The sequence below is a fragment of the Nonomuraea typhae genome, assembly GCF_009760925.1.
Classification (GTDB): domain Bacteria; phylum Actinomycetota; class Actinomycetes; order Streptosporangiales; family Streptosporangiaceae; genus Nonomuraea; species Nonomuraea typhae.
The window spans coordinates 220,479-233,685 of the sequence record NZ_VRLV01000007.1; the positions used below are offsets into that span (position 1 = coordinate 220,479).

Consider the following 13,207-nt stretch of genomic DNA (forward strand, 5'->3'; position numbering starts at 1 on the left):
TCACCCCAGATGACGTTCGAGCGATTCGACCTTACTCGTCATCCCGTCCTGAACCCCTTCCCGGATGTCGCCCTTGAGGACGATGCTGACCCGGGGTGCGACCTCCCGGACGGCGTCCACCGCCCGCTTGATCACGTCCATCACCTCGTCCCATTCGCCCTCGATCGTGGTGAACATGGCGTCCGTCCGGTTGGGCAGCCCGCTCTCCCTGACGACCTTGACCGCCCTGGCCACCGGCTCGGCGACTCCTTCGCCGACGCCCAAGGGGGTGATGGAGAATGCGACGATCACTGGCCAACCTCCCGCGAATCCTGGATGGCTCCCGATCTTAGCGAGCGCCCTCTGCCCGTTCACACCCCTATGCCGAACGAGGTAATAGTGAACTACTTCAGTATATCGGCAGAGGGGAAGAGCCATGAGCAAGACCATCCTGGTCACCGGAGCGACGGGAAACCAGGGCGGCGCGGTCGCGGACGCGCTGCTGGAAGAGCCGGGGCACTGGCGGGTGCGCGCCCTCACCCGTGACCCGGGGAGCGCGGCGGCCAGGGCGCTGGCCGCCCGCGGCGCCGAGGTCGTGGGCGGCGACCTGGCCGACGCCGCCAGCCTGCGCGCGGCCCTGCGCGCCGGCGGCCTGCCGTACACCTTCTTGAGACCGACGACGTTCACGGACGTCTTCGTGATGCGGGGCGCGGCCGTGGGGCTGGGGATGATGGCGGCGGTGCTGGGCCGGGACAAGACGCTGCAGATGATCGCCACGCGGGACATCGGCGTCTTCGCCCGGATGGCCTTCGCGGGACGCTTTCCTGAACAGGCGCTGGAGCTGGCGGGGGACGAGCTGACCGTGCCGCAGATCGCGGCCAGGACCGGCCGTCGCTACGTCAGGATGCCGAGGGCGCTGCTCAGGGCGATGGGAGCGGAAAGCCGGATGTTGTTCTGGTTCGGGGAGTCCGGGTACGCGGCCGACATCGTCGCGCTCAAGGAGCTGCACCCGGGCCTGCTCACCCTGGAGGGGTGGCTGAAGAGCCGCGGCGTGGACGGCGCCGCGGCTCTGTCATAGATCTGCTCAGTGGTCGTGCTCGTGCTCGTCCTCATCCTCGCTGAGGCCGTCGGACGGCTCCACGCCGAGGACGGCCTCACGCGGCTCGACCTCGTCGATGTGCTGGACGAGCGAGAGCACGTGGTCGGGTTCGATCAGCCACTGCAGCGCGGTCGCGCCCGTCTCGTCGGTCGTGACCAGCTCGGCCTGCTCCTTGCGCTCCTCATCGGTGAGGTCGGCGTCAGGGTGCCGGATCTCGCCCAGCGCCGCGGCCTGCAGCGCGTCGACGTCGAGCACCTCGACGGTCAGCTCGACCGTGAGGCGCAGGAACTTACCTTCATCACTCATGCAGCAGACTCTACGGGTTACAGGCGGATCAGGCGCCGCTCCACCGCACAGCGGACCGCGGCGGTTCTGCTGTCGACGCCCAGCTTGTCGTAGACGTGGGCGAGATGTGTCTTGACGGTCGCCTCGCTGATGAACATCGCCTTGCTGATCTCGCGGTTGGACTTCCCGGCCGCGAGAAGCTCCAGGATCTCGATCTCCCGCTGGCTCAGCGCGAGCTGGGGGCTGCGGAAGCGCTGCGCCAGCCGGGAGGCGACCGGCGGCGACAGCGCGGTCTCGCCCGCGGCGGCGGTGCGCAGCGCGGCGAACAGCTCCTCGGGCGGCGACTCCTTGAGGAGGTAGCCGACGGCCCCGGCCTCCAGCGCGCGCAGGATGTCGGCGTCGGAGTCGTAGGTGGTCAGCACGACGACCTTGGGCGCGCCGGGCTGGGCGGAGATCTGCCGGGTGGCTTCCAGGCCGTCGATGCCCTCACCCATCTGCAGGTCCATGAGCACCAGGTCGGGAGCGAGGTAGGCGCTCTGCCTGACCGCCTCCTCGCCGCTGGCCGCCTCGCCGGCGACGGTGAAGTCCTCCTGCGCCGAGAGCATCGCGGCCAGTCCGGCCCGCACCACGGGGTGGTCGTCGACCAGTAGAATTCTCATGCGAACACCTTGACCGCGACGACGGTGCCCTCGCCGGGCGCGCTGTCCACGGTGGCGGTGCCGCCCAGCGCCTGGGCCCGCTGGCGGATGGCCCGCAGGCCGTAGCCGCGTTCGTGGCACGATCGCACCCGGCCCGGGTCGAAGCCGATGCCGTCGTCCATGACGTCCAGGGTGATGGTGTCGGGCAGGTAGGTGAGCGTGACCACGACGTGGTCGGCGTGGGCGTGCTGGGCGGCGTTGGCCAGCGCCCCCTGCGCGATGCGCAGAAGCTCGCCCTCGACGGCGTCGTCGAGCATGCGCGGCACGCCCTCGACCCGCACCGGCACGCCGCCGGCCACCTTGCGCAGCGCCTCGGGCAGCGAGCGCTCGTCGAGCGCGGGCGGGGCCAGGTCGCGCACGAAGCGCCTGGCCTCGGCGAGGTTCTCGCGGGCGGCCAGCGCGGCCTGCCGTACGTGGGCGCGGGCCTTGTCAGGGGCGGTGTCCCACTCCTGGTCGGCCGCGTTCAGCAGCATGTGCATGCTGGAAAGGCCCTGGGCCAGCGTGTCGTGGATCTCGCGCGAGAGTCGTACCCGCTCTTGCAGCACGCCCGCGGCCCGCTCGGACTCGGCCAGCTCTTCCCTGGCGCGCATGAGGTCCTCGATGAGCTCCTGCCTGCGCACGTTCTCGTGATGGAGGCGGCGGTAGTTGAACATGCTCATCATAGCGATCGCAATCGGGGCGATGAGGGGCGCGGGGTCCCAGTTGGTGCGTGCGTGGAACTCGCCGACGACGGCCGCGACCGCCGCTAGATAGCCCACCACGGGTACGGCCAGCCGCATCGGCAGCACGATCAGCACGAGGAAGAACAGGGGAATGGCCGACCAGCTGAAACAGGGGGTGGTGAGGGTGAGCGGCGTCCAGGCCACGATCATCGCGGCCACCCAGGCGTTCTGCTGCCATCCCGGCCTGGCCCACGCCACCCCTCCGGCGTACAGGGAGCAGAAGGCGGCCACGGCGACGAGCCGGATGGCGTCGAGCTGTGAGAAGCCGCCTCCGTAGGAGAGCATGCGCACGGTGCAGGCCGCCAGCGTCAGGTAGAAGCCCAGGTGGACGACCCGGGGGAACCCTTCCTCGAAGGTCATCGGCCGGCGAAGGGAAAGCACGCTCATCCCTTCTTGGTACCAGGGACGGCAGGTGGCTGAATCATCCTTTTGGATGAGCGCGGACCACCCATGCGCCCGACCCGGCCGTCTAGCAGGTCGGACAGGCTTGACTCGACCAGAAAGGAGACTTCACATGATCGACCAGATCCGGCCGTACACGCTGCTGATCGGCCGCGTCGTCCTCGGGGCCGTCTTCCTCGTGCACGGGCTGCAGAAGTTCACGGGTGGAATCGCGGGCACGACCGCCTTCTTCGAGAAGATCGGCGTCCCGCTGCCGGGGGTGGCCGCGCCGGTGGTCGCGGTCCTGGAGGTCGGGGGCGGCATCGCCCTCATCCTCGGCGCGGCGCTGCCCATCGTGGGTGTGCTGCTCGCCGTGGACATGATCGGGGCGCTGCTCCTGGTCCACCTGCCGAACGGTTTCCTCGTCTCCGACGGCGGCTACGAGTTCGTCGTCACGCTGGCCGCGTTCAGCCTGGTGATCGGGTTCAGCGACGGGGGCGCGCTGGCCGTGGACAGCGTCTGGCGGCGCAAGCGCGCCCTGTCGCCGGTGCGTTAGGGGAGCTTCCACTCCACGGGTGTGGCGCCCTGCTGGGTGAGCAGCTCGTTGGCCCGGCTGAACGGCCGAGAGCCGAAGAAGCCGCTGCGCGCCGACAAAGGCGAGGGATGCGCGGATTCGATGCGCGGCACGCTCCCCAGCATCGGGGCCAGGTTGCGGGCGTCACGACCCCACAGAATGGCCACCATGGGCTTGTTCCGCGCCACCAGCGCGCGGATGGCCTGCTCGGTGACCTCCTCCCAGCCCTTGCCGCGGTGGGAGGCGGGCTTGCCCGGCATGACGGTCAGGACCCTGTTGAGCAGGAGCACACCCTGCTCCGCCCACGGCGTGAGGTCGCCGTTGGCCGGCCGCGGCAGGCCGAGGTCGCTCTCCATCTCCTTGTAGATGTTGAGCAGGCTGCCCGGCAGCGGCCGCACGTCGGCGGCGACCGAGAAGGACAGGCCGATGGGGTGCCCCGGGGTGGGGTAGGGGTCCTGGCCCACGATCAGCACCTTGACGCCGTCGAAGGGCTGGTTGAACGCGCGCAGCACGTGCGCGCCCGCGGGGAGGTACTGCCGGCCTTCGGCGATCTCCTTGCGGAGGAACTCGCCCATGGCGGAGATCCGCTCGGACACGGGCTCCAGAGCCTGGGCCCATCCGGCTTCGACGACTTCGTTCAGGGGGCGACCTGTCATGGCCGTTGAGCCTAGCCAGCTTCGGTACGGCTTGCGCCGCAAACGCGAGCGCAAGCCGTACCGAAAAGATCACTATTTAACGGATCCGGCCATCATGCCCTGCACGAAGTAGCGCTGGAAGGCGAAGAACAGGATCAGCGGGATGATCAGCGACAGGAACGCGCCCGACGAGAGGATGTCGATGTTGTTCCCGAACTGCCGGGTCTGCGACTGAAGCGCCTTCGTCATCGGCTGTGACTCCGTGTCGGCGAAGACCAGGGCGATGAGCAGGTCGTTCCAGACCCACAGGAACTGGAAGATGCCCAGCGAGGCGATGGCCGGCTTGCCCAGCGGGAAGACGACGCTGACGAAGATCTTCCACTCCGGCGCCCCGTCCATGCGGGCGGCCTCCAGCAGCGAGGCCGGGATCCCGACGAAGAAGTTGCGCAGCAGGAAGATCGCGAACGGCAGGCCGAACGCCACGTGGAACAGCACCACGCTGGGGATCGAGCCGAACATCCCGGGGATGTTGCCGTAAAGGGCGGCGATCGGGATCAGCGCGATCTGAACCGGCACGATGAGCAGTCCGACCACGATCAGGAACAGCAGGTCGCGGCCCGGGAACTCCATCCACGCGAAGGCGTAGGCGGCCATCGCCGCGATGCCGATGACCAGCACCGTGGTCGGCACCGTGATGGCGATGGTGTTCCAGAACGAGGCGGTGAACCCGGAGGACAGCAGGTTCGCGTAGTTGGACAGCGTGAGCTCGGCGGGCTTGGTGAAGACCGTCCACCAGCCCTCGGCGTTGTTGACCGCCACGGAACGCAGCGAGGCGACGAGCAGCCCGAGCGTGGGCACCAGCCAGAAGATGCCGATCAGCACCATCAGAACCTGGACAACGCCCCCGCCGAGCCTGTCCACGATCTTGCTGAGCACACCACGCTTCGGGGCGCCCGCCTCCAGCCCGCGCTCGACCGCGGGAGCTGTTGCCGTCGCCATCAGTTCTCTCCCCTTCTGAATCGGCGGACATTCATGATCATGAAGGGGAGGACCAGCACGAGCAGGAAGATGGCCAGCGCGCTGCCCATCCCCTGGTTGTTCGCGCCGAACGCCACGCGCCACATCTCCAGCGCGATCACGTTCGCCTGTGGCTGCACCGACGCCGGGGCGATGATGAAGACCAGGTCGAACACCTTCAGCGTGTTGATGATCATCGTCACGAAGACGACCAGCAACACCGGTGAGAGCAGCGGGATGGTGATCCGGCGGAACACCTGCCACTCGGTGGCCCCGTCGATGCGGGCGGCCTCCAGCGCGTCCCGTGGAATGGCCGCCAGCCCGGCCGAGATCAGCACCATCGCGAACCCGGCCCACACCCAGACGAAGGCGAAGATGATCGCGGGTGTGATGAGCGCCTCGCCCAGCCAGTTCAGCCCCCGATAGGGCGCGGTGAAGTTCGACTGCGGCAGCCGTACCTCATAGGAGCCCGCGGCCAGTCCGTCGAAGCGGAAGGACCCGTCGGCCTCCGTGGTGGCCGTCGCGGCGACCTTGCCGTTGCTGACCGCCTCGACGGTCATGCCCGGCAGGCCCTTCTCCTGGGGGTCGACCACGCCGCTCGTGCCCTTGCCGCCCGGGGTGAAGTCGAACCAGATGACTCCGCTCAGCCCGCCGGGCTGAGGGGTGGCCGCAGCCGGGGCGGCGGCGGTCGGCAGGGTGCCGGCCTTGATGCCGACCAGCGGGATGAGCACCGGCCGGCCCGCCTGGGCGGGCTGCTTGGTGGCCACGCCGCCGTCCTTGGCCTGGACCGGGGAGGCGTCGCCCTCGCGGGGGCGGGCGTCCGGGTAGCCCTGGCTGGCGGAGAACGTGTCGTGCACGGTCGTGAGCACGGCGTTGGCCAGGCCCTTGTCGGGGTCCTGCTCGTAGACCAGGCGGAAGATGACGCCGGCGGCCATCAGCGAGACGGCCATCGGCATGAAGACGATCAGCTTGAACGCCGTCGACCACCTGATGCGCTCGGTGAGCACCGCGAACAGCAGGCCGAGCACGGTGACCAGCAGCGGCGCGACGACCACCCAGATCAGGTTGTTCCTGACGGTCACCAGCGTGCCGCGGTCGGTGAAGATCGCGGTGAAGTTGTCCACGCCCACGAACGTGGTTCCCGCGGCGTCGAAGAGGCTGCGGAAGATCGAATAGAGGATGGGGTATACGGCCCAGATGCCCAGCAGGAGCGCCGCCGGCAGCACGAAGAAGTAGGCGATGATCGGAGAAGGGCCGAGGCGGTACTTCTTCGTCTTCTGGGGGGTGTCGGCCCGTGGGGAGGCGGTCCCGCCCTCCGGCGGGACCTGCGGGCCGTTCAACCGTTCGGTCACGGCCTAACCTCTCTACTTCCAGGCCTTCTTGGCTTCTTCTTCGAGCTTGGTCTGGGCGCCCTTGACGTCAGCGGGGTCGCGCAGGAAGTCCTGCAGCACCTTCCACTCGCCCTTGCCGTCGGTGGCGCCGAAGGCGGCGGGCGTGAGGTCGGACATGTCATAGCGGACGGCGTCGCCGGCCGAGACGATCGTCTGGCCGAGCTGCTTGGTCAGCTCGTCCGGGTAGTTGTCCGGGGAGACGTTCTTGTTGGGCGACAGGTAGCCGGGCAGCTTGGCCCAGATCTCGCCGCCCTCCTTGGAGGCCAGGAACTCCAGCAGCGCCATGCCGCCGGGGGAGTCCTTCAGCGCGACCGCGATGTCGCCGCCGAGCACCACCGGGGCGGTGTCGCCGACCTTGGGGAAGGGGAAGGTCTTCGCGCCCTCGCCGACCTTCTCGCCGGACTGGGCGACCGGGGTGGCCACGAAGTCCGCCTCGATGACCATGGCGGCCTTCTTCTGGTCGTAGACCTTGGTGACGCAGTCGGGGAACCCGGTCTGCAGGGCGCCGGCGGTGCCGTCGAGGACGAACTCCTTCTTGCCCATGATCTGCGCCATCTTCTCCAGCGCCGTGGCGACCGAGGCGTCGGTCCACGGGATCTCGTGCTTGGAGAGCTTGTCGTAGTTCTCGGGGCCGGCGGTGCTGAGGTAGACGTTCTCGAACAGGTCGGTCAAGGTCCAGCCGTGGGCGCCGCACAGGGAGAAGGGCGCGGTGCCGGAGTCGGCGAGGGTCTGCGCGATCTTGAGCAGTTCGTCCCAGTTGGTGGGCGGCTGCACGCCGGCCTCCTCGAAGGCGGCCGTGCGGTACCAGACCAGCGACTTGTGCGCGGCCTTGACCATGACGCCGTACACCTGGCCGCCCGCGGAGCCGAGCTCCTTCCAGTACGGGGTGTAGTTGGAGTCGATCTGGGAGATGACCGCGGGGGGCAGCGCCTTGAGCGCCTTGTCGCCGGCGTACTGCTGCACCAGGCCCGGCTGCGGCAGGATGGCGATGTCCGGCGGGCTGCCGGCCTTGATGCGCGGGCCGAGGTAGGCGCCGGTGTCCTCACCGGTGGCGGCGTAGGTGACCTCGGCGCCGGTCTTGTCGGTGAAAGCCTTCAGCACCTCGCGGAAGTACTTCTCCTCGTCGCCCGTCCACTTGGCGGCGACCTCGATCTTCTGGCCCTGGAGGGGCTTGGCGCCGCCGCCGGAGGTCGTGGCGGCGCCCGTGCCGGCAGGCTGCGTGGGGGTGGTCGTGGGCGCGTTGCCACAGGCTGCGGCCGCTACCGCGAGCCCGGCGAGAACGATGGCTGTCTTTCGCATGGACTTGCCTCACTGAGTCGACAATGACTCCGTCAGATCCGCCTTCAACGAGTCCACGACGCTGTCGTCCGGCTCGGGGAACGGCGGGGTGAGCGCCTTGGCGACCGCGCTGGCGATCACCAGGCTCAGCTGGTTGTAGTTGGCGCTGACCGGCCGCGGCTTGGCGGCCAGGATGCTTTCCTTCAGTACCGGCAGGTACGGGAACTGCTTGATCAGCCCGGGGTCGTCGTAGAGCTCGGTCCACACCGGCGGGAACGATCCCTCGGACAGGACGCGGCGCTGGGTTTCCTGGCTGGTCAAGTAGTGGATGAAGTCGCGTGCGGTCTTGGGGTGGGAAGAGAAGGCGCTGACGGCCAGGTTCTGCCCGCCCAGCGCGCTGATGCCGGGCCCGTCGGGGCCGGGCAGCCTGGTGACCGAGAACCGGTCGCCGAGCTTGGCCTTGGCCGAGCCGTAGGCGTGCGGCCAGTTGCGCGCGAAGGCCAGGCGGCCCTCCTGGAAGGCCAGGCGGGTCTCCTCCTCCTTGTACGACAGCGCCTCGGCCGGGATCCACTCCTCGCGCAGTCCTTGGGCGAAGAAGGCGAGAGCGGCCTTGGCCTTGGCGTGGTCGAGCGTCACCTCCTGGCCGTCGGTGCTGAGGATCTGCCCGCCCACGGCTTCGGAGAAGTTCACGGTCAGCCCCTCGTAGGCGAGGAACTGCCCGCCGTATCCACCTATCTGATGCTTCCCCTTGGTCTCCATGGCCTGCCGGCGGAGCTCCGCCCAGGTCTTGGGCGGCTTCTTCACCAGGTCGGAGCGGTAGAACAGCAGTCCGGCATTGCTGGTGTACGGCACGGCCCAGAGCTTGCCGTTGTACACCGCCGTGCCCACGACCGGCGGCAGGAACTTGTCGAGCGGGAAGGCCCCGCGCTCCAAGGGGATGATCCAGCCGTTGTCCGCGAACTCGGCGGTCCACACGACGTCCAGGACGAGCACGTCGTACCTGCCGCTGCGCGCCTGAAGGTTGGAGACCATCTGGGCACGCTGCTCGTCGGCCGCTTCCGGCAGCTCGATCAGCGTGACCTTCTCGGCGGGGTGTGTCTGGTTCCAGCGGTCGAGCAGCGGCGGCAGGTACGCCGCCCCCTCACGCCCGACGGCGATGGTGATCGGGCCGATCCCGCCCGTCTCCGGCTCGCCGCCGCGCTCGTCGTTCGACGTCGCGCATCCGGCCGCCACGAGTACGGCGAGAAGCGCAGCAATCGAACGACGCACTGGTTACCTCCACGTTTCTAGGGTTACATACGTGTTAGGTAGATGCATTCATGTTATGCACACCTGTAATCTGAAGGTCAACGGTTATCTCCGTAACGCATGCGTAACGTACGGGAGGTGGGGCGCGGTGCGGTTGCACCTGCTGGCGCTCCTTGCCAAGGAACCTGCCCATGGCTACGAGCTCAAACAGGCGCTCGAGCAGACGTTCGGCAGCGCCTACCCCTCGCCCAACATCGGCCAGATCTACGTGACCCTGGGCCGGCTGGAGAAGGACGGGCTCGTCCGGGCCGTAGACGTCGAACAGTCCAACCGGCCCAACAAGAAGGTCTACTACCTGACCGCCGAGGGCCGGGACGTGCTCACCGAGTGGGTCGAGGAGCCCACAGAGGGCCCGCGGGTGCGCGACGAGTTCTTCATGAAGCTCGTCCTCGCGCCGCTGACCGGCATCTCCGACCGGATGGCGCTGATCAACCGGCAGCGCCGCCACTATCTCGCGCTCATGCGCGACCTCAATGACCTCCTGGAGCGTACAGACCCGCGCAACAGGGTCGCTACGCTGCTGATCGAGGGCGCCATGCTGCACCTGCAGGCCGACCTCGACTGGCTGCAGCGCTGCCAGGAGGACTTGATATGACCCTTCTCAAAACCGTGAACCTGGTCAAGATCTACTCGGACGGCGGGGTGCCCGTACCCGCCGTCCGCGGCGTTGACCTGCACGTCGACGCGGGCGAGTTCGTCGTCGTCATGGGCCCGTCCGGGTCCGGCAAGTCCACGCTCGTGCACATGCTCGGCGGCCTCGACACCCGCACCAGCGGCGAGATCTGGCTCGGCGGCAAGCGCGTGGACACGCTGTCGGAGTCGGCCTGGGCGGTGCTGCGCCGCCGGCAGATCGGCTTCGTCTTCCAGTTCTTCAACCTGGTCGCCAGCATGACCGTCGCCGACAACGTCGAACTGCCCGCCCTGCTGGCCGGCGCCACCCCCGGCGAGGCCCGCGAGCGCAGGGAACATCTGCTCGGCGCCCTCAACCTCACCGAACGCGCCGACGCCGCCCCCGCCCAGCTGTCCGGCGGCGAGCAGCAGCGCGTCGCCCTGGCCCGCGCCCTGGCCAACCAGCCGACGCTCCTGCTGGCCGACGAGCCCACCGGCAACCTCGACAGCCGCAACACCCGCGACGTGCTGCGCCTGATCGGCCGGGTGCACAAGGACGGCCAGAGCATCGTCATGGTCACGCACGACGCCCGCGTCGCCAGCCTCGCCGACCGCGTCGTCTCCCTGCTCGACGGCGAGGTCGTCGACGACGGCCGCATCGCCCGCCGCCGTGGTGGCAGTGCCGCCGGCGAGGTCATCGAGCTGCGGTGAGCATCTACCGGGCCGGAGGGCGCTGGATCCGGGCCGACCTGCGGGCCAGGCGCGGCCAGGCCGTGCTGACCGTGCTGGCCGTCGCCGGGATCGTCGCCGCGCTGATCACCGCCGCGACCCTGCTCGAAGAGGGCACCAACCCGTGGCGCAGCCTCTTCACCCTGACCGACGGCGCCCACGTGTGGATCCACACGCGCAGCGAGCCCGAGGCGGTCAAGCTGCGTGAGATCGACGGGGTCACCCACGTGGCCGGGCCGTACCGGTCGGCGCCCGTGAGCGTGGTGCAGGACGGCAAGAAGGAGCCCGCGGCGCTGCGCGCGATGCCCGCCGAGGTGCCGGAGGTGGCGCGCCAGGCGCTGGCCGAGGGCAGATGGCTGGACCCGCGGCAACTCGACGGCGTGGTCGTCGAGCGCTCCTTCGCCGAGGACCTCGGGCTGCGCCTCGGCGCCCCGGTCACCGTGACCGCGCTCAGCGGCGCCCGGCACACGCTCTACGTGCGCGGCATCGCCGACACCGCCGAGCAGGGCTTCTTCCCCGAATGGACGCCCGGCCTGGCCTGGGTGCTGCCCGACCTGCTCGACCGCATCGAACCCGCCATCGGGCGCAGCGAGTACGTCACCGGCCTGCGCCTGGCCGACCCCGAGGCCACCCAGGTGGTCTCCCAGCGGGTCGTGGTCATGCTGGAGGACGAGCTCCAGCGCGTCTACACCTGGCGGCAGGTGCGCGCCGCCATGGAACTGGACAACCGGCTCCTGGGCACGCTGCTGGCGCTGTTCGGCGTGGTCGGGCTGGTCGCCGCCGCGCTCGCGCTGGCCAACGCCGCCGGCGGCCGGGTCCTCGGCCAGTTGCGCGACCTGGCCACGCTGAAGTCCATGGGCTTCACCCGCGGCCAGATCGCCGCCGTCCTGCTCGTCGAGCACGGGGCGCTCGGCCTGCTCGGACTCCTCCTCGGCACCGTCGCGGGCGGGGTGGTGATCGCGGTCGTGCTGGGCCCCGCGGCCGTCGCGCCCGCCCCCATCCTGCTCATCGCCGCCGGGACCGCCCTGGTCGTGCTCGCCGCGGTCGGCCTGCCCGCCTGGCGCGGCGGCCGCACCCCGCCCATCCCCGCCGCCCCCTCGGCGCCGCCGCGCGGCCACCTGTCCCGGCTGGCTCGCCTCGCTCTCCTGGTACGGCTGCCGCCCGCGCTCGTCCTGGGCACGCGTGACGCCTTCACCCGCCGCGTGCCGGCGTTCATGACGGTGTTCGGCCTCGCCGTACCCATGATGATGATCACGATCGGCCTGGGCGTCTGGGCCACGCTGGACGACTTCCAGCGCGATCCGGCCCGGGTGGGCCAGCACGCCGCCCTGCACGTGCGGCCGGGCAAGCTGGAGTCGTCCACGGCCGAGGCGCTGGTGAAGGCCGACAGGGGCGTGGCCGCGGTCTACCAGGGGGCCGACGTCAACGCCCTGGCGCCCGGACAGGCCCGATCGGTCCGGGTGCGGGCGATCGGCGCCTCGGCCGAGCCGTACCCCTTCCCAGTGGTCGAGGGGCGCATGTACGCCCAGCCCGGCGAGGCCGTGGCCGGGCAGGGGCTGCTCGACCTGCTGCGGGTCAAGATCGGCGACCGGGTGCGGCTGACCGTCGGCGAGTCGCCGCTGATCGTGCGGATCGTCGGCCGGGCGGTCGAGCCCGATCTGGACGGCGAGGTGCTCTCGGTCGGGCTGGACAGTCTGGCGGCCAAGGACTCGACTCCGCCGGAGTTCTACGCGCTGGTGATGAAGCCCGGCGTGGACCCCGGCGAGGTGCGCACGCGGCTGCTGGCGGTCTCCGGAGAGGGGCTGGAGATCCAGCGGGTGGTGAACCCGGCCGAGCGGCTGGCCGTGATCCGGGTGGTGATCGTCGCGCTGATCCTGGTGCTGTCGCTGATCGGCCTGGCGAACCTGCTGACGGCGAGCGCGCTGGGGCTGCGCGACCACGCGCTGGACCTGGCGGTGCTGAAGGCGATGGGGCTGACCCCGCGCCAGCTCATGGCGACGCTGGTGACCGGGACCGGCCTGCTGGTGGTCCTGGGCGTGCTGGCGGGCACCGCGGCGGGCGCCTCGGTGGTGAAGGGACTGATCGACCTGCAGGGCTACACCAGCGGCGTGGGCGCCGGGATCGGCCGGCCGCCGTCGATGGCCACACTCGTGCTGGCCATGCTGGCGGCGGTGGGCGCGGCGCTCGCGGTGGCGCTGATCCCGGCCAGGCGGGCGGCCCGGGCCCAGGTGCCCGTCACCGCCCGCTGAGCCGTCACCTCGCGTCGAGCTCCTCGTCCACCTCGGCATCGGTGACCTTCTCTAGGCCGAGGTGCTCGAGGATGCGGTTCACTCCGAGTTCAGTCCGCACAGTTGAACGCCGGAGCTGGTAAAGCGTCTCATTGTTGGCATCACGCTCCTCTTCGAGAGCGCTGAGACGCGACTCGATCGCCTTGAGTCGTTTGGTCAAGGCCATGTCTATCGCCATGACATGGGAGGATACCCAGTCCGGACGGGCACTTCA

Annotated in this window: 15 protein-coding genes; 5 read left to right on the forward strand and 10 right to left on the reverse strand. The window is 69.8% G+C overall.

Going from position 1 to position 13,207, the window contains the following annotated elements:
- A complete protein-coding gene (locus tag FVE25_RS26960; RefSeq protein WP_157249862.1) occupies positions 1–291 on the reverse strand; it encodes an MTH1187 family thiamine-binding protein in 291 nt (96 codons plus the stop codon).
- Positions 292–415: 124 nt separating this feature from the next.
- Here FVE25_RS26960 and FVE25_RS26965 point away from each other — a divergent pair, with 124 nt between their 5' ends.
- The gene (locus FVE25_RS26965) at positions 416–1,057 is read left to right on the forward strand and encodes an NmrA family NAD(P)-binding protein (RefSeq protein WP_157249863.1); all 642 of its coding nucleotides are present in this window, start codon (positions 416–418) and stop codon (positions 1,055–1,057) included.
- A gap of 6 nt (positions 1,058–1,063) precedes the next feature.
- Here the strand turns inward: FVE25_RS26965 and FVE25_RS26970 are convergent, their stop codons facing one another.
- From FVE25_RS26970 to FVE25_RS26980, 3 genes are read right to left on the reverse strand one after another with little or no spacing between them, the layout of a single operon-like run.
- A complete protein-coding gene (locus FVE25_RS26970; protein WP_157249864.1) occupies positions 1,064–1,384 on the reverse strand; it encodes a hypothetical protein in 321 nt (106 codons plus the stop codon).
- A gap of 17 nt (positions 1,385–1,401) precedes the next feature.
- Positions 1,402–2,022, reverse strand: coding sequence for a response regulator (locus FVE25_RS26975; RefSeq protein WP_157249865.1), 621 nt, complete (start codon positions 2,020–2,022; stop codon positions 1,402–1,404).
- On the reverse strand, positions 2,019–3,170 hold the full coding sequence (locus FVE25_RS26980) for a sensor histidine kinase (protein WP_157249866.1): 1,152 nt from the start codon (positions 3,168–3,170) through the stop codon (positions 2,019–2,021). Before FVE25_RS26980 ends, FVE25_RS26975 begins: the two co-directional genes overlap by 4 nt.
- Positions 3,171–3,297: 127 nt before the next feature.
- On the opposite strand from FVE25_RS26980, the gene FVE25_RS26985 reads away from it, so the two are divergent.
- On the forward strand, positions 3,298–3,720 hold the full coding sequence (locus FVE25_RS26985) for a DoxX family protein (RefSeq protein ID WP_157249867.1): 423 nt from the start codon (positions 3,298–3,300) through the stop codon (positions 3,718–3,720).
- Here the strand turns inward: FVE25_RS26985 and FVE25_RS26990 are convergent.
- The 5 genes from FVE25_RS26990 to FVE25_RS27010 form a co-directional block, all read right to left on the reverse strand.
- Positions 3,717–4,394 carry a uracil-DNA glycosylase gene (locus FVE25_RS26990; RefSeq protein WP_157249868.1) on the reverse strand — a complete coding sequence of 226 codons (678 nt, stop codon included), beginning with the start codon at positions 4,392–4,394 and terminating at the stop codon, positions 3,717–3,719. The two genes, FVE25_RS26985 and FVE25_RS26990, sit on opposite strands and share 4 nt — an antisense overlap.
- Before the next feature lie 72 nt (positions 4,395–4,466).
- On the reverse strand, positions 4,467–5,372 hold the full coding sequence (locus FVE25_RS26995; protein ID WP_157249869.1) for a carbohydrate ABC transporter permease: 906 nt from the start codon (positions 5,370–5,372) through the stop codon (positions 4,467–4,469).
- Positions 5,372–6,742, reverse strand: coding sequence for an ABC transporter permease (locus FVE25_RS27000; protein WP_157249870.1), 1,371 nt, complete (start codon positions 6,740–6,742; stop codon positions 5,372–5,374). Before FVE25_RS27000 ends, FVE25_RS26995 begins: the two co-directional genes overlap by 1 nt.
- Before the next feature lie 12 nt (positions 6,743–6,754).
- Positions 6,755–8,080, reverse strand: a complete 1,326-nt coding sequence (locus FVE25_RS27005) for an ABC transporter substrate-binding protein (protein WP_157249871.1) — start codon at positions 8,078–8,080, stop codon at positions 6,755–6,757.
- Between the two features lie 9 nt (positions 8,081–8,089).
- A complete protein-coding gene (locus FVE25_RS27010) occupies positions 8,090–9,328 on the reverse strand; it encodes an ABC transporter substrate-binding protein (protein ID WP_157249872.1) in 1,239 nt (412 codons plus the stop codon).
- A gap of 127 nt (positions 9,329–9,455) precedes the next feature.
- Here FVE25_RS27010 and FVE25_RS27015 point away from each other — a divergent pair, with 127 nt between their 5' ends.
- From FVE25_RS27015 to FVE25_RS27025, 3 genes are read left to right on the forward strand one after another with little or no spacing between them, the layout of a single operon-like run.
- Positions 9,456–9,962: a PadR family transcriptional regulator gene (locus FVE25_RS27015; RefSeq protein ID WP_157249873.1), complete on the forward strand. Its 507-nt coding sequence runs from the start codon at positions 9,456–9,458 to the stop codon at positions 9,960–9,962.
- Entirely contained in the window at positions 9,959–10,687 is a 729-nt protein-coding gene (locus FVE25_RS27020) for an ABC transporter ATP-binding protein (RefSeq protein WP_157249874.1), read from the forward strand. The genes FVE25_RS27015 and FVE25_RS27020 overlap by 4 nt, the downstream gene beginning before the upstream one ends.
- Complete coding sequence (locus FVE25_RS27025; RefSeq protein WP_157249875.1) at positions 10,684–12,954, forward strand: ABC transporter permease; 2,271 nt, start codon at positions 10,684–10,686, stop codon at positions 12,952–12,954. Before FVE25_RS27020 ends, FVE25_RS27025 begins: the two co-directional genes overlap by 4 nt.
- Before the next feature lie 4 nt (positions 12,955–12,958).
- Here the strand turns inward: FVE25_RS27025 and FVE25_RS27030 are convergent, their stop codons facing one another.
- Positions 12,959–13,171, reverse strand: coding sequence for a hypothetical protein (locus tag FVE25_RS27030; RefSeq protein WP_157249876.1), 213 nt, complete (start codon positions 13,169–13,171; stop codon positions 12,959–12,961).
- Between the last annotated feature and the right edge of the window lie 36 nt (positions 13,172–13,207).